This window comes from Runella limosa DSM 17973, assembly GCF_000482465.1.
In the GTDB taxonomy this organism is placed as follows: domain Bacteria; phylum Bacteroidota; class Bacteroidia; order Cytophagales; family Spirosomataceae; genus Runella; species Runella limosa.
Genome location: NZ_KI519425.1, coordinates 6890 through 25143, shown reverse-complemented (window position 1 = coordinate 25143; position 18254 = coordinate 6890). Strand labels below are relative to the sequence as shown.

General features: G+C 47.2%; 7 protein-coding genes. 6 read left to right on the top strand and 1 reads right to left on the bottom strand.

The genetic code is table 11. The features are described 5' to 3' along the window. The first annotated feature begins 8 nt into the window (after positions 1–8). From hisA to K339_RS0123305, 3 genes are all read left to right on the top strand, one after another. Complete coding sequence (hisA, locus tag K339_RS0123320; RefSeq protein WP_028525766.1) at positions 9–731, top strand: 1-(5-phosphoribosyl)-5-[(5-phosphoribosylamino)methylideneamino]imidazole-4-carboxamide isomerase; 723 nt, start codon at positions 9–11, stop codon at positions 729–731. 315 nt (positions 732–1046) lie between these two features. Further along, positions 1047–1646 (top strand): RNA polymerase sigma factor, encoded by a 600-nt coding sequence (locus tag K339_RS0123310; protein WP_028525764.1) that lies wholly within the window; start codon positions 1047–1049, stop codon positions 1644–1646. Continuing rightward, the gene (locus tag K339_RS0123305; RefSeq protein WP_028525763.1) at positions 1621–1860 is read left to right on the top strand and encodes a hypothetical protein; all 240 of its coding nucleotides are present in this window, start codon (positions 1621–1623) and stop codon (positions 1858–1860) included. Before K339_RS0123310 ends, K339_RS0123305 begins: the two co-directional genes overlap by 26 nt. A gap of 21 nt (positions 1861–1881) precedes the next feature. On the opposite strand, the gene K339_RS0123300 is transcribed toward K339_RS0123305, so the two are convergent. Then, a complete protein-coding gene (locus K339_RS0123300; RefSeq protein ID WP_028525762.1) occupies positions 1882–2607 on the bottom strand; it encodes a lysophospholipid acyltransferase family protein in 726 nt (241 codons plus the stop codon). A 70-nt stretch (positions 2608–2677) separates the two neighbouring features. Here K339_RS0123300 and K339_RS0123295 point away from each other — a divergent pair, with 70 nt between their 5' ends. The 3 genes from K339_RS0123295 to K339_RS34555 form a co-directional block, all read left to right on the top strand. Then, positions 2678–3649 carry a zinc-dependent alcohol dehydrogenase family protein gene (locus K339_RS0123295; protein ID WP_028525761.1) on the top strand — a complete coding sequence of 324 codons (972 nt, stop codon included), beginning with the start codon at positions 2678–2680 and terminating at the stop codon, positions 3647–3649. Positions 3650–3793: 144 nt separating this feature from the next. After that, on the top strand, positions 3794–5470 hold the full coding sequence (locus tag K339_RS0123285) for an AMP-binding protein (RefSeq protein ID WP_028525760.1): 1677 nt from the start codon (positions 3794–3796) through the stop codon (positions 5468–5470). A 65-nt stretch (positions 5471–5535) separates the two neighbouring features. Continuing rightward, positions 5536–18254 (top strand): Ig-like domain-containing protein (locus K339_RS34555; RefSeq protein ID WP_037301769.1); only part of this gene is annotated, 12719 nt, incomplete at its 3' end.

The following is an 18254-nucleotide window of genomic DNA, read 5'->3' as shown; positions in this document are numbered from 1 at the left end:
CCAAACACATGTTTCATATCATTCCTGCCATAGATCTTATCGAGGGCAAATGCGTTCGCCTCACGCAAGGCGATTACGGTCAAAAAACCATTTATAACGAAAACCCACTCGAAGTTGCCAAACAATTTGAAGATGCGGGCTTGACTCACCTCCACTTAGTGGACTTGGACGGCGCCAAAGCAAAAAAAGTCATCAACTGGAAAGTGTTGGAGCGAATCGCCACCCAAACTCAGCTTCACATCGACTTCGGCGGCGGAGTGCAATCCGACGATGACCTCCGCATTGTTTTCGATTCGGGAGCAAAGCAGGTAACAGGCGGCAGCATCGCCGTAAAAAATCCCGACTTATTTGAAACGTGGCTTAATCAACACGGCGGCGATAAAATGATTTTGGGTGCCGATGCCCGCAACGAACGAGTAGCCGTCAGCGGTTGGGAAGAAGGTACAGGTTTGTGGGTCTATGATTTTGTGCAGCAATGGGTAGAAAAAGGAGCCAAATACACCATCAGTACCGACGTCGCCAAAGATGGGTTACTTCAAGGCCCTTCCTTTGATTTGTACAAAAACCTTCAAGAGCATTGCCCTGAGCTGAATATCATTGCCAGCGGCGGTGTAAGCAACATTGGCGACATTGAGCGTTTGGCCGAAATGAATCTTTTTGGCGTGATTGTCGGGAAAGCGATTTATGAAGGAAGAGTAACGCTGGCTGAATTAACGCGCTGGGTAGCTTAGTCTAAAAACCAGTTGCTTCTACTTAGAAGAAATACGGTGTTTAGATATTAAAAAAATTAAAATTTAAACACCTATCCTATTTTTTCTTTGATTAGTGTAATACCGACAATTATTCTGACTTCTTCTGAATAGTCAAAATTAAATTTGGTGTTACGATTACACTTTAAAAAAAATTTGGCAAACGCTTGCACAATATTTTTTTTATCATTTATCTTTGGCACAAGAATAAGACGCAAAATAAATTTCTTCATTAAAATTAAAAGGGGGACATACTATCGAAACAACGCTTTACGTTAACTAATTGTACATAAAAAAATGGAAAAGTACCAAGTTAGCGACAGTGAGCTTGTTTCATTGTACATCCAAGGCAGCGAGAAAGCCTTCGAAAAACTTGTTCAGCGTCACAAGTCAAAGATTTACACCACTATTTATTTGATTGTTAAAGATCAGTACGTAGCTGAGGATTTGATGCAAGATAGCTTCGTTAAAGCTGTGGATACCATCAAGTCTGGTAAGTATAACGATGAGGGCAAGTTTTTGCCGTGGATATTGAGAATTGCTCACAATTTGGCTATTGACCATTTTCGGCGTGATAAACGTTACCCGGAAGTAGTGTTTGAAGATGGAAGCAGTGTGTTCAATACCTTAGACTTTTCGGAAGACTCAATCGAGTCGCTCCAAATTCGTCAAGAAACACATGAACACCTCCGCGAACTGATTCAACGGTTACCCGATCCTCAGCGTCAGGTGCTTATTATGCGCCATTACGAAGACATGAGTTTTCAGGAAATTGCCGATGCCACAGGAGTGAGTATCAACACGGCTTTGGGGAGAATGCGTTACGCGCTGATTAATTTGCGAAAGCAACTCAGCAACCGCGTTCCTATATATGATACAACTGTTTACCCCAGATGATGTAATTCGGTATGTTTACGAAGAAACCACCGAAGACGAAAATGTGCTCATAGAAGATGCCCTTATCGGGGATCAAGAGTTATTAGAATTTTATCTCGATGCCCTTGAGATGAAAAGTCTAATGAATAAAATTGAGCGGACGCCTTCAAACAGCGTAGTTTCAAACATTCTGGCGTATTCACAAAATTATAAGAGCAATCAATCGGTCGCCTAAAGCTTCGGTTGATTGCTTTTTTTATAGTTTGTGAGCGCCACTTAAGGCCCCGTCAATGACCTCAAAGCAATTGTTTTTGAGCGTCATAACGTCTTCTTGCCCCAACCCAACTGTCACGAGTGGCTCGTGTACAATGGCTTTCATTGGATAACGAGCTAGCCGAATGGGTGTCTCATCAGGCAAGATTTTATAGTTAGTCAGCAAGGTGACAGGTACTACTGGCACTTGCTGCTGAATTGCCATCTTAAATGCCCCGTCCACAAACGAGTGCATCTGAGGTGGCTTTTTCGTTTTTATACCTCCTTCAGGATAAATCACAATACTTCTCCCCTTTGCCAGTGTTTTTAGAGCCCGACTTAACGACCCTACGCGGCTTTGGCTGTTTTCGCGGTTGACCTGAATGTGAAGTTTTTGAAACATATAGCCAAACAACGGAATGTTTTTAACCCCATGTTTACCCACGAAAGCAAAGTAGTTCTCAAGAATCACCCCCATTACCGCAATGTCAAGGTATGAAAAGTGATTGGCACAAAATACGTATGCTTGCGAAGGGTCGGGACGAAATTGATACTCTACTTCAATTTTAATCCCCGCCAAGGGAAAAAACAGTTTACCCCACAATCGGTTTAACCAATGAGCGGACGGTTTCCACGCTTCCCGTTGAAGACAGATAAACATAAAAGGGAACAGCAACAAAAAAATCAGCATCAGCCAGAAAACACACCAAATGGTATAGAGTAGCTTCATAAAAATAAATTGTCGAATATTGAACCGTAAAATTAGATTTTATTCCGTACCCATTAACCTAAAAACTCTTATGAAACGAGTCGTATTCCAACATTTTGGAAAACCTGCCGACATTCTTCACGTAGAAGAAGTAAACCCACTCACTCCTGGCCCCGACGAGGTACTGATTCGGGTATTGGCAAGTCCCATCAATCCTTCCGATATTATGTTTGTCCAAAACCTATACGGTATTCGGCCTCAGTTACCCTCGGGCGCAGGGTTTGAGGGAGTTGGGGTGATTGAACAAGCAGGAACAAACGTAAAACTTGGCACTGGTACGCGCGTAAGTTTTACGGCGATTGGCGCGTGGAGCGAGTACGTTTTAACCAACCACCGTACCCTCATTCCTGTGCCCGAGGCTATGTCGGACGAGGTGGCTGCCCAACTTTTTGTTAACCCATTTACGGCCGTTGCGATGGTGGAAGAATCGGGCGTAAAAGCGGGCGAATGGCTCATGATTACGGCCTGTGCTTCGGCTTTAGGAAAAATGGTGATTCAAATTTGTAAAATGAGAGGCATCAAAACGATTGGAACGGTACGCCGCAATGACCTCAACGAAGAACTAAGAGGCCTTGGAATCGACGAAATTATCAATACCGAAGAAGAAAATGTACCCAAAAAAGTCCAGCAAATTACCAACCACGAAGGCGTACGCGCCGTATTGGAGTGCGTCGGTGGGCATACCGCCAGCGAAGCCCTCAAATGTATGGGCCGAGGGGGTGTTATGCTTGTGTATGGGTTGATGAGTTTGCAAGACCCTAACATCAATTTTGGACTGATGATTTTCCGCGAGCTTGTGGTCAAAGGTTTTTGGCTGACCGACTGGATGAAGCGCACCGACGCTGCCACTCGCCACCGCGTTGCGGGGGAAGTAATTGAGTTGCTTGCCACGGGGAAAGTGCAGATGCCGATTGAAGCCGCTTATTCATTGGACGAAGTAGCCAAAGCCGTTACCCACGCCGAAGCGCATGGGCGTTGGGGAAAAGTGTTAATTAAGCCTTAGTTTTTTTTATGAAGAAATTCTCGTGCATCTTTGGCCGTAGGTACGGGAATTTCTTCCATAGGAAAACGATTTTCATCAATACAAATCAATTTTTTAACAATATAATACTATTTTTGTTAAAACACCTAAATCAATTGACCCACGATGAAAGCCACCAATTCGCCTACGCAAGTAACTACCTTTGTTGACAATTTATACCATTGGGAGAAAGAATGTCCTCATCAGGTTTATCTTCGTCAGCCTTTTGGGGATAGTTTTAGAGACTATACATGGAAAGAAGTCGGTGATCAAGTGCGGCGGATTTCGGCCTACTTGCGCTCGCTCAACCTACCGCCGCAAAGCAACATCGGGCTGGTTTCAAAAAACTGTGCCGAATGGATTATTGCTGATTTGGCCATTATGATGACAGGCCACGTTTCCGTACCTTTTTATGCCACCCTTACCGCCGACCAGCTTCAGCAAGTGCTCACCCACAGTGGTTGTTCGGTTTTGTTTGTAGGTAAGCTCGACGATTGGTCAGGAATGAAAAAAGGAGTTTCTTCTTCTATTAAATGTATATCATTTCCCACTTATAATCCTGATCCTGAACACATTCAGTGGAATGACATTTTGGCCAACCACACCCCTATTTCCGACAACCCGACGCCTCAACCTGATGAGTTGTTTTCAATCATTTATACTTCGGGAACCACTGGAAACCCCAAAGGAGTGATGGTGACGCACCGAGCAGTATCAGAGGCCGTTGGTCGAACCAAACATATTCTCCGCTACGATGTAGCCAACCCGCGCTTTTTTTCTTACTTACCCCTCTGTCACATTGCTGAACGCAACATTGTCGAAGCGACCAGCCTTGGCACCGGCGGAACTGTTTATTTTGCCGAATCGCTTGATTCATTTGCCAAAAACTTAGCAGCGGCAAGTCCAACCCATTTTTTGGCTGTACCCCGTATTTGGACTAAATTCCAGCTCGGAATTTTAGCCAAAATGCCGCAGAAAAAGCTAGAAATGCTGCTCAAAATTCCAATATTGAGTGGTATTGTCAAGAAAAAAATCAGAAAAGGGCTTGGGCTCAATGAAGCCCAGCTGGTACTTACGGGCGCAGCACCGATGCCAATTTCTTTGATTCGTTGGTTTAGGCGTTTGGAAATTACCATTCAGGAAGCCTATGGGATGACAGAAAACTTAGGGGCGGTGTGCATGATGCCCCACGACAACCCCAAAGATGGTAGTGTGGGCAAAATTTACCCAGGCATGGAGGTCGTCATTGCGGAAGGTACGGGTGAAATTTTAACCCGCTCGCCTTGGAATATGCTGGGTTATTATCGCGAACCATCTCTCACGACCGACACCATCGACTCAGAAGGATGGATTCATACGGGCGATGTGGGCGAAGTCGATGAAGATGGATACCTCAAAATTACGGGTCGGGTCAAAGAAATGTATAAAACGTCGAAGGGAGAATATGTGGCACCGTCACAAATTGAATTTGGCTTTGCCGACAACAAAATGATTGAGCAAATTTGTGTCGTAGGCCAAAATTTACCACAGCCCATCGCGCTTGTTGTATTATCAGAAATGGCGCAAAATTTAGAAAAAGATGCCATTCAACAAAGTCTATTTTCGACCCTTACAGACCTCAATCCTCGCCTAAAAACATACGAAAGAGTGCAGAAAATAGTCATCATAAAGGGTACTTGGACGATTGATAATAACATGCTTACCCCAACAATGAAAACAAAAAGAAACGTTATTGAAAAAAATTATGCCTCAATGATGGAACCTTGGTACGAAAACAAAGAAAGTATAATTTGGGAATCGTAAGAGAGTACTCTACTAAATGGCACGATTTTGGCTAAGTCTGAGATAGGTTTAGTCAACTCGTGTGAATGTTTCATAGAATCAAAACGTTAGTAACGGCATTTTCTGTTCTTTCGGCCTTGTTATTGGGCTCGATACGCTACAGTTTTGCCCAAACTTGCACAGGAAGTCTTGGTGACCCAGTGGTAAATATCACGTTTGGTACAGGAACGGGCTATACCACCTTGCCAACTTCTGCCACTGGAGCTAGTACTACTTATACTCAGCAAACAAATTCATGCCCTAATGACGGTAACTATACCGTCACGAATAGTACTTTTTCTTGTTTTAGTAATTCTTGGTTTGATGCAGCCGAAGACCACACCCCTGGTGACGTCAACGGTCGGATGGCTATTTACAATGCTTCTTACACCATCGGAGAGTTTTATCGACAAACCATCAGTGGACTTTGCGGAAACACCACTTACGAATTTGCGGGCTGGATTGCCAACTTACTTAGACCATCGGCCTGTAGTGGTGGCGGCATAGATCCCAACCTTACCTTCCGCATCGAGTCACTTTCAGGTACATTACTCGGCACTTACAGCACAGGAAATATCCCAGAATCGTCTTCACTCACTTGGAAACAATATGGGTTTGTTTTTACAACTCCTGCCAGCCAAACACAGGTTGTTTTAAAAATCATTAATAATGCCGCAGGTGGATGTGGAAACGACCTACTTCTTGATGACATTACGTTTCGTCCTTGCGGCCCCACTATTTCGGTGTCGGCCAGTACACCTAGTATCTGCGAAGGCGGAAACGTCAACCTAAGTGGTTCTATTTCACCAGGCTACAACAATCCACAATTTCAGTGGCAACAAAGCAGCGACAATGGAAGCACTTGGACGGATATTACGGGGGCTACTTCGCTCAATACCTCGGTTTCTTCCGCTCCTGCTGGAACAAGATACCGACTACTGGCCGCCGAGCAAGGTAATATTAGCATTGGGTATTGCCGCATCGCGTCCAATCCAGTGGCGCTTACGGTATATGCTATCCCTAAAGTAACATTACCTACGGCTTCAGGCACACCGCTTCAATACTGTGCTGGCACTTCCGTTGATTTAACAGATTTTACTTCGACCCCAGCCTCTACCTTCAGTTGGCAACTCAACAACACCGCCATCGGGCTAAGTTCTGGCAGTGGTACGGGTCAAGTCCCCGTATTTACGGCTACCAATACCACTAACTCCCCCATTACGGGTACGTTTACCGTTACGGGGTCGGCCAATGGCTGTACAAGTCAAGCACAAACATTCTCGGTTGTTATCAACCCCAAACCTTCAGTCAACTTGGGGGCTGACCAAGCCATTTGCTCGGGCGGTTCAGCTACAATTACGGCCGCAGCCAGCGGAGGAACCCCCAATTACAGTTACAGTTGGAGCAATGGCGCTAACAATAGCGCCAGCCAAACAGTATCGCCGAGTTCAACGACTATCTATACTGTCACAGTCACCGATACCAAAGGCTGCACAGCTACCGACGACATCAAAATAACGGTAAATGCCCTTCCTAACATTACCAGTCTGACCAAAACGGATGCCATTTGTTTTGGTCAAGCCAACGGAACCATCACCGTAACTGCCACGGGTACGTCTCCATTACAATACCAACTCAACAATGGTGCTTTTCAAAGTCAAAACGTTTTCAATGCCGTTGCAGCTGGCACCTATAATGTCACGGTAAAAGACGGGAACGGCTGTACAACCACCAAAAATATCAATGTCAATCAACCCAATCCCATGACCGCGTCTGTGACGGTCAAGAACGTGAGTTGTTTTGACGGCACAGATGGTGCCATCACCGTCGATGTCAACGGTGGGACTTCTCCTTATTCTTATACTTGGTCGGATGGCAGCACGGGAGGCAGTAGCATTGTAGGACGCCCCGCAGGAAACTATACCGTCACCGTCACTGATGGAAAAGGCTGTACGACCACCGCCACAGCTACCATTACCCAGCCTATTCAGATAAGCATTACTGCCAACCTCACCCACGTCACCTGCAACGGAGGCACTAATGGGAAAGTTGATATAACCGCCACGAGTGTTACCTCCATTAAAAGTTATGAGTGGAAAAACAGCGGAGGCACAATCATTGCGACCACAGAAGACGTTGCTAATCTTGCCGCAGGAACATATACCGTGACAGTCACTGATAACGACAACTGTAAGGTTTCAGCAAGTTATACCATTACTCAGCCTACTGCCATTTCGGCCACGGCTACGCCTACCATTACAACCTGTTTCGGGGGTAATGATGGAAAAATTAGCATAACTGCCAGTGGCGGAACGGGTGGCTTGGTGTATGCCCTTTGTAGCGGAAGTAACTGTACGTCTTTTGGCGCAACCCAAACCAGCAATCAATTTTCTGGCCTCACCGCAGGCACTTACCGCGTACGTGTTACCGATACCAACGGCTGCACTACCACTACCTCCGACATTGTGGTGGGTCAAGCAGCGCAGCTTACCGCATCGGCTTCCAACACTTCTCCTGCTTGTGTAGGAGGGAGCGTTATTTTGTCGGCGGCCAACGCAGGAGCAGGCGTAAACTACGAATGGAAAAACGCCAGTGGAGCTATTGTGGCTACTACACAGCAATTTACCCTGTCAAATGTTCAATTGGCACAGGCAGGCACCTACACGCTTCGCGTCTATAATGCCAATGGTTGCCAAAATACAACCACTACTTTGGTCAAAGTAAATCCTACACCTGATGTAAATGCAGGTGCTGACCAAACTATTTGCGAAGGGACAGCTGTCACATTGAATGCCACGACTGTAGGCGGTACAACACCTTATACCTACAATTGGGACAATGGTTTGGGAACAGGAGCAGCGAAAACGGTTAGCCCTACGACTACCACAAGCTACATTGTCAGCCTAAGCGATGCCAACGGCTGTGCAGACCGCGATACCATCAAAATAACAGTAATTCCTAAACCTCAACTTTTTACCTTAACCGCTCCCAGTGATTTGACCATTTGTGCGGGGATTGACGGCATTCCATTGACCCTAAGCGGTTCACAAACGGGTGTATTGTACGAGCTTGTTCGCAACACTGTCAATATAGGTCAGGGAAAAATGGGTACGGGTTCGGCCTTGCCAATGGGAAATTATTTTGGAGGAACGTACCAAGTAAAAGCAAGCACAACCACCAACCCAGCGTGCTCGGTGATGATGAATGGCAGTATTACGGTCAACGAACTGCCGCCCATTTCTGGCGAACTACAAGCACTCGATATTACAATTTGTCCTGGTGAATATATGTCATATACCGCTGTCGCATCAGGAGGTAGCGGCACAGGTTATACTTATACGTGGCAAGACGGCCAAACGGGTAATCCTCGTTCTTTTACCACCAACGATTATTTATTGGTAGAAGTGGTCATCACCGACAGCCGAGGATGTACCCTCAAACGCGCCGCCGATTTACGCATTGCCCCTCCTATTACGGTCAATCTTTCAGCCACTCCAACGCCCATTTGCGCAGGACAACCTGTCACGCTTACGGCCAGTGCTACGGGTGGTGCAAGTACACTTCTCTACGAATGGGAAAACGGCAGTACCGCAACGACGCGCACGGTGAATCCTACAACTACTACGACATACAGCATCAAAGTAACAGATAGCCGCGAAGGTTGTGTTGAACAAAAAAACACAACAGTAACGGTTTTCCCGCAACCCCAGCTTTATAACGTCACTGGCGGAGGAGCTTACTGTACAGGAAGCCCAGGTTTATCTGTAGGTCTGAGTGGTTCGGAAACAGGCTTTTTATACCAACTAAAACGAAACGGGCAAAATGTGGGCACTGCGGTTGCAGGTACGGGTGCTGCTCTCCATTTTGGTCCACAAACACCCACAGGAACCTATACCGTGGAGGCTAGTTCAACAACCTCTCCCGTTTGTGCTGCCACCATGAATGGCAATGTCGTTATTTCCATCAAAACCAAACCTGAGATTTCGGCTTCGGTAGCGCCTAATCCCGTTTGCGCAGGCCAATCCGTTAGTTTCACAACAACCCCGACCGTCGCGAACGCTACCTACGCTTGGACGGGACCGAACGGTTTTACCAGTACTGACCAAAACCCAACCATCGCCAGCACTACCACCTCAAATACAGGAACTTACACCGTTATTGCTACAACCGCCGAAGGTTGTTCTGATACCGCTTCTGTTTCTTTAACGGTCAATCCGTCGCCGATAGCCAGTATTACTGGGCCGAGTAACCTTTGTATCAACAACGCAATTACCCTCAATGGTAATCCAAACGGAGGCACAACTCCTTACACGCACACGTGGCTAGTTACGTCGGGGGCTAGTTTATTAACCCTAACCAATAATAACAACGGTACAGCCAACATTACCCCAACTGGCACGGGTGTAGCTACGATTTCTTACCGAGTCACCGACGCCAACGGTTGCCAGTCGCCCGTTGTTACCTATAGTTTAGGAATCAATGCGGCGCTACCAACGGCCACCGTATCGGCAGGAGCCCCTGCCAACTTTACCTCTTTGGTAAGTGTACGTTACCGTTCATTTGGTTTGCCCTCCGAAAAAGAGTTATACTTAGGAATCCCAGATTTAGGCATCGCCCCACCCCGCCGAACCCAAACGGATGCTAGCTGGCGTTCGGGCAACAACGACGTTACCTTTGAATATGACCCCGCCACCGATGTACTCAAAGCAACCATTGTCAACAGTGCAGGCACATTTACGCTTACGTACCCCAACGTAGCGGCGGCTATAAATACTTATCGTTCGGGACAAAATAGCTGTGCCATGAACGTCATGCAGCTGGTGGTAGGTAGTCAAAATGAACCTACAGGAAGTGTAGCTTTTACCAACGTAGTGCTCAACGGGAACGCCGTTGGCAACTTTAGTGGCGCAGGTCTTACCAGTTGGACCATCAGAAACGTGGACTTTGGTATGGGTTTCAAACTTTCAGGAACCGTTGTGCTCACAGGTACCCAACCAACTTCAGCAGAAAGCAACAAAGTAGAGATTTTGGTAGGCAATGATCAAACACCTTTGGTCTTTGGCTGTATGTCGGCCAACGAAGTTTGTGAAGGGCAAAAAAGCACCGTTGCCTTCTCTGGATTACGTCCTAATACTACCTTTAACTTAAAATATTCGATTGGTACCACCAATAACCTAACCGCCTCTGTCACCACCGATGCCCAAGGCAATGCCTCATTCCAAACGGCAGCCTTGACATTAAGCCAGAACGGAGCCACGCTACGCATCGACAGCGTTCAGCGTGCCGTAAGTAGCGCTTGTTTTCTTCCCATTACCTCCAACAATACCACGGTACTGGCAGTCGTCAATCCCAATCCTGTTGTTTCCATCACCACAACTGACAATTCGGGCATTGCCAACAATGACGCTATTCTTTGCGAAGGAGCTTCGACGACCCTAACTGCCTCAGGCGGCGGAACGTACCTCTGGAATACGGGCGCTTCTACTTCGTCTATTACCGTTTCTCCTGCCACCTCGACCAGTTATTCCGTAACGGTCACGAGCAATAAAGGTTGTCAAACGGTCAAAAATCAACTCATTACAGTTTATCCCAAACCCCAACCAACAGCAGCCAACAGTGGGCCAGTTTGTACGGGTGAAAAAATTACGTTTAACGCTTCGGGCGGTACGGCTTATCAATGGACAAATGCGGCCAATAGCGTTGTTTCAGCGGCGGCAAGTTTTTCTTTCGACCCTGCTACGCTTGCGCAATCGGGTATTTATACGGTCAAAGTCACCGACGTAAACGGTTGTGTCCAAACCGCTACCACTGAGGCAGTCATCAAAGACCGCCCCATTGCCCAAGCCACTTCCAATAGTCCAAAATGCGCTGGCCAAACCCTCATGCTCTCTGCGGCAGATGCGGGAACGGGAGCTACCTATGCTTGGTCGGGTCCCAATGGCTTCAGTCGTCCCAATGAGCAAAACCCAATCATCACCCCTGCTCAACCCCAACACAGCGGTACGTACCTTTTGACCGTCACCCGTAACGGTTGTAGTAGCACCACCACGGTGGAGGTAACGATTTACGAAAATCCCGTTGCCAATGCCCTCACTAACAGCCCTGTTTGCGAAGACAGTCCACTTAATTTTACGGCTCAAAATGCGGGAACGGGAGCCCAATACCAATGGAAAAATTCAGCAGGAACGGTTCTGAGCACTTCTGCCTCATTTAGCATTGCCAAAGCAGCCCTCACCGATGCTGGAAAGTATTTTTTAACCGTCACAAAAAATAATTGCGTAAGTGGAGATACGGTAGAAGTAATCGTAAAGCCATTACCCAATGTAACTATACAAGCTAATACACCGCTTTGTTCGGGACAAACACTACAGTTTACGTCGGTGACAAGTCCAGCGGCGACCAAGTATGAATGGGCGGGGCCAAATAGCTTTACTTCTCCCGACCAACATCCCAAAATCGAAAACGTCACCACAAATGCAACGGGCATCTATGAAGTCATTGCGAGTTTGAATGGTTGCCGTGATACTTCCCGTATCAGTGTGACTGTCAACCCAACTCCAATTGCGGTTGCGTCGGCGTCGTTGCCTGTTTGTGAAGGTGGAACAATCACGCTTACTGCTGCCAATGCAGGAAGCCTAGCTCAGTACGAATGGACAAATGCCGCAGGCATGGTGGTAAGTAGTAGTTCTTCGTTTGCTTTGACCAACGTTGGGGTAGCCGATGCGGGAGTGTATCGCCTCAAAGTAACGTTAGGAGCCTGTACCAACGAGGACACTGCGGTGGTCATTATTTACCCTAAACCAAAACTTACGATTATAGGGACATCTTGTGCTCCTAATCTAAAGTCATACCGAGTTGATGTAACGGTTGAAGGTGGAACTTTAGCTTCATCGGCGGGAATCATTACGCCTACGGGAACAAACGCCTATACCATTTCAAACGTACTTCCATCGGTCAACCCACTTTCGGTAAGTGTGACTTCCGACAAAGGTTGTTCGGTATCTCAAAATGTCACAGCGCCCAATTGCTCTTGCCCCGTGGTCAATGCTCCAAGCAGCGGAGGAAATAAGAAAATTTGCCAAGACGAAACCATACCGACACTTTCGGCCAACGTTGGTTCTAATGAAACCGTTGATTGGTACGAAACATCTACAGGTGGGACGCCCATCGTTCAGGGAAGTGAAACCTTTACCCCAACGAGCGCAGGCATTTATTATGCCCAAACCCGCAACCTTATTCACGATTGCGTGAGCAGTACCCGTACACCTGTATCACTTACCATCGTGCCTCTACCAAAACTGGTGATTGACTCGACAGTTTGCAGTACGGATTTATCTAACTTTGTGGTATGGTTAACCACTGAGCTTTCGGGCGTAACTGTCTCCTCATCCGAAGGTACAGCCGTTAATTTTACCAACGGCCGTTACGAAATCATTGGCGCTAGTCCGTTCGGAACTCCAAACATTACCATTACCGTAACCAATGTGGACGGTTGCAAAACACAGGTAATTCTCAAAAAACCTGATTGCCTCTGCCCAGACTTGGCTGCCCCTGTCAACGTTGGTGACAAAGAAGTATGTTTTGAACAAACGAACCCTTCGCTCGAAGCCACCGTCAATGCCAACGAAACCGTCGATTGGTACGATGCGCCGACGGGCGGCAACAAAGTAGCCACGGGCACACTTCAGTACACACCTACCCAATTAGCTGTAGGTACGCATACTTTTTATGCCGAAACCCGCCGTACCGACATTACAGTTCGTACTTGTGTTAGCAACACCCGCACGGCCATCAAACTAACCATCAAAGCCTTGCCTGTCGTAGCGGCTAGTTCCAACAGCGCAGTTTGTGAGGGTACAGATTTACAACTAACAACGGCTGCAAACGCCAATGCCACTTATCTCTGGAGTGGGCCAAACAGTTTCAGTGCTTCTACCCGCATTCCATTGCGTACCAATGCCCAACCTGACATGTCAGGCAACTACATTGTGACAGTTACGGCCAATGGTTGCACAGTTCAGGATAGCACCACCGTCCTTGTCAAGCCCTTGCCAATCGCCAACACCACGGGGGTCATTGTCTGTGAAAGTAGCCCATTTGTATTAAAAACGCCTGCCGTACTTGGCGCTACATACGAATGGCTTAGTCCTACTAACCAAGTGGTTTCAATTGATTCTTTGTACTCGGTAGCACACGCATCTCTAAGCCAAACGGGGACGTATCGAGTAAAAGTAACTTTGGACGGCTGCGTTCAGCAAGATACGGCACGGGTTACAGTCACGCCTTTGCCATTGACGCAGGCCCTTTCTAACGCTCCCATTTGTGCAGGAGACACACTATTTTTATCCGCCGCAAATGCAGGCTCGGGGGCTACCTACGCGTGGCAAAAATTAGCCACTGGCACCGTTGTAGGAAATCAACGTTTATTCAATATCCCCAATGCCCAACCAAACGATTCGGGCAAATACGTACTTACGGTAAGTCAGAATGGTTGTGAAAACAAAGACTCCATTGAGGTACTTGTCAAACCGTTGCCAACCTTTGCCATCAGCAGCAATAGCCCCATTTGCCACAGCGATACCATCAAGTTGTTTACCAACGCCGCACCAATCGGCGCGACCTTTGAGTGGTCTGGCCCCAATGAGTATGTGAGTTTTCAACAAAACCCAATCATTACTCCTGCCCGTCCTAATTTAAGTGGTTTGTACCAAGTCACGGTGAAAGTTAACGGTTGCGTTAAAACCGACACCTTGACCTACACCGTTTTCCCACTTCCTGTGGCCAATGCCATCAGCAACAGCCCTATTTGCGAAAACGATACCCTTCGCCTTACGGCTCAAAACGCAGGAATCGGCGCTACTTATGAATGGCGGAAGTTGGGCGGTAATGTCATTAGTACCCAAACCACTTTTACCCAACCCCTTGCTCAACTCGCTGATGCTGGAAAGTACTTACTCAAAGTAAGCCTCAACGGCTGTGTCAACTACGATACAATAGATGTTTTGGTGAAAAAACGTCCCGTTTTCACCCTCAGTAGCAATTCCCCCATTTGCGAGGGTGATAGCCTTCGACTATTTGTTCAGGGGGCGCCGCAAGGAACCACCTTTGCTTGGTCAGGACCCAAACAGTTTTTAGCGATTGACTCGGCAGTGGTTCGTTCAAATGCTAGTCTCGACATGAGTGGGGTGTATTTGATGACAACAACCCTCGGCAGTTGTAGCGTCACTGACTCGATTCGAGTCACCGTCAAAGCCCGCCCATCGGTCAATGCCCTCTCAAATAGCCCGGTCTGTGAAGGACAACAATTGCAGTTGACCACAACCGCCGTCAACAATGCTTCCTATACTTGGCAAGACCCCAATGGCGTAACGATTGGTACGTCACCACAAGTGACTATCAACGGAATGCAGCCCCAACAAAGTGGAAAATATACCGTAACGGTTACGTTGGATGGCTGCGTAGCCAATGATACCGTAGCAGTAACGATTAAACCTAAACCCACATTTACGGTCGATTCGGTTGTTTGTGCGCCATCATTGAAAGTTTATACGATTTACGGAAAAACAAACGGAACGGTTGCCAGTCCTTTGGGAACGTTATTACAGTTAAGCGATGGGCGTTTTACCATCAGCGAGCTCTCTGTAGGTACCAACACTTCCTTAGTCTTTAGCAAAAATAGCTGCGACACCACGCTTACCGTTTCATCACCCGTTTGCCCTTGCCCCACCGTCGCCATTGCAGTGACACCTATTAGTCAAACAATTTGTGATGGAGACACCCTTCAAACCATTCACGCACTTGTGAGTGCAGGCGTCACAGCCGATTGGTACGATGCCCCTACGGGAGGAAATTTAATTGCTTCTGGCACACTTACCTTTAAGCCTTCCATAGCGGGTAAAGTCTATGCCGAAGCTCGCGCCGAAATATCTGGTTGTCTAAGCAACTCAAGGGCCTCGGCCGAAGTGATTATTCACCCAACTCCTTCTTTTACGGCCCAGACAATTTCAACTTCATGCGACGGCTTAAATGCTCGCAAAGACGGACAATTGATCATCAAGGAGATTACCAACGGACTCCTTTATGATTTTTCGGTCGGAAGCACCTACACTGGGAATAAAACTTTTGCTACTGCTCAAGCGATACCTACGGATGGAGTTTTGGCAGACACATTGTCTAACCCAATGACTCTTCGCACTTACACCGTTCGGGTTTTTGACGCGACAGGATGCTACGCCGACCGAGTTGCTACTTTAGCCCACCGCGATTGTATCTGCCCTGCGCCTCCGTTTGTTGTTCCTGAAAGCCAAAGCGTTTGTGACAATGATACATTACGCACCATTCGTGGTTTTGTAGAACCAGGAATTACGGTTGATTGGTACGACGAGCAAGGCAATTTACTCAAAAAAGGGTCAATTTTCTTTAAACCTACCAAAGCAGGAATTTATTACGCCGAAGCACGTGATACCTTGTCGGGTTGCAAAGGTTTGGTGCGAGTTCCTTCGTATGCTTTTATCAATCCAATGCCGTCATTTGACCTTGTCGTTACTAGAGGTACTTGCGATGGTACCGATGTACGCCCTGACGCCAAAATCACCATCATTGACGTAAAAAATGGCAAACGCTACGATTATACCAAAGGAACAGCTTATGCTGGAAACAAAACTTACGATAACGCCACGGACATTCCTGCCGACGGAATCGCGTTAAAAAACCTAGCGAATCCGCCCGCCACCGAATTTTACAGCTTCCGAATTTTTGATAGCACAGGCTGCTACACCGACTCGACTGTGGCCTTCGAGCCGCGTATTTGTGAGTGCCCCAAACCACCATTTGTCGTTCCCGAAAGTCAGGCTGTTTGTGAAGGAGACACACTGCGAACGGTACAAGGTTTTGTCGATTCGGGCGTAACTGTCGATTGGTACGATGCCCCAACGGGCGGAAACCTTCTCTTGCGTGGTTCGATTTTCTTCAAGCCTACGCAGTCAGGTACTTATTATGCCGAAGCTCGCGATACCCTCACCAACTGCGAAGGTTTGGTACGCGCCCCGTCGTATGCTTTTGTCAACGAATTACCGTCATTTGACCTTGATGCTCAGAAAGCATCTTGTAAAGACTTTGTTGCGCAAAATGATGCCAAAATAGTACTCAAAAGCCTCAAAAATGGCAGTCGTTTTGATTTTTCAGTAGGCTCTGTTTACGTTGGAAAACGTACGTACAATGATGCGTTCGACATCCCCGCCGACAGTATTCTTGTTCAGAATATTGCCAATCCTGCCACTTCTCAAACCTTTACGATTCGTATTTTTGGTGAACCCAATTGCTTTACAGATAAAACTGTCACGATTCAGCGCACAGATTGTGGTTGCAATCCTCCATCGTTTGACTTGGTAGTCACTCGTGGTACTTGTGATGGTACCGAGGTGCGCCCCGACGCTAAAATCACCATCGTTGATGTAAAAAATGGCAAACGTTACGATTTCGCCAAAGCCAAAACTTATACAGGGAACAAAACTTACGACAACGCCACCGACATTCCTGCTGACGGAATTGCGTTAAAAAATCTGGCCAATCCATCCGCTACAGAATTTTATACTTTTCGGGTATTTGACAGCACTGGCTGCTACACCGACTCGACCGTGGCTTTTGAACCGCGCATTTGCGAATGTCCAAAACCCGTTTTCGTTGTCCCTGAAAGCCAAGCCGTGTGCGAAGGTGATACCCTCAGAACCGTCACAGGGTTTGTCGATTCGGGCGTAACTGTCGATTGGTACGATGCCCCAACGGGTGGAAATCTTTTGTTGAGAGGCTCGATTCTGTTCAAACCTACCCAAGCTGGTATCTACTACGCCGAAGCTCGCGATACGCTCACCAACTGTAAGTCAACTTCGCGCGCACCGTCATACGCTTTTATCAATGAATTGCCGTCGTTCGACTTGGTGGTCACTCGTGGTACTTGTGATGGTACCGAGGTGCGCCCCGACGCTAAAATCACCATCGTTGATGTAAAAAATGGCAAACGTTACGATTTCACCAAATCCAAAACTTATACAGGTAACAAAACTTACGAAAACGCCACTGACATTCCTGCTGACGGAATTGCGTTAAAAAATCTGGCCAATCCATCTGCTACAGAATTTTATACTTTTCGGGTATTTGACAGCACTGGCTGCTACACCGACTCGACCGTGGCTTTTGAACCGCGAATTTGCGAATGTCCAAAACCTGTCTTCGTTGTCCCTGAAAGCCAGGCCGTGTGCGAAGGTGATACCCTCAGAACTATCACAGGGTTCGTCGATTCGGGTGTTACCGTCGATTGGTACGATGCCCCAACGGGTGGAAATCTATTGTTGAGAGGCTCAATCTTGTTCAAACCTACCCAAGCTGGTATTTACTACGCCGAAGCACGCGATACGCTCACCAACTGTAAGTCAACTTCGCGCGCACCGTCATACGCCTTTATCAATGATTTGCCATCGTTTGACCTGGTGGTCACCCGTGGTACTTGCGATGGTACCGATGTGCGCCCCGACGCCAAAATCACCATCGTCGATATAAAAAATGGCAAACGTTACGATTTCGCTAAAGCCAAAACCTATACAGGTAACAAAACTTACGACAACGCCACCGACATTCCCGCTGACGGAATTGCGTTAAAAAATCTAGCCAATCCGTCCGCTACAGAATTTTATACTTTTCGGGTATTTGACAGCACTGGCTGCTACACCGACTCGACGGTGGCTTTTGAACCGCGTATTTGCGAATGTCC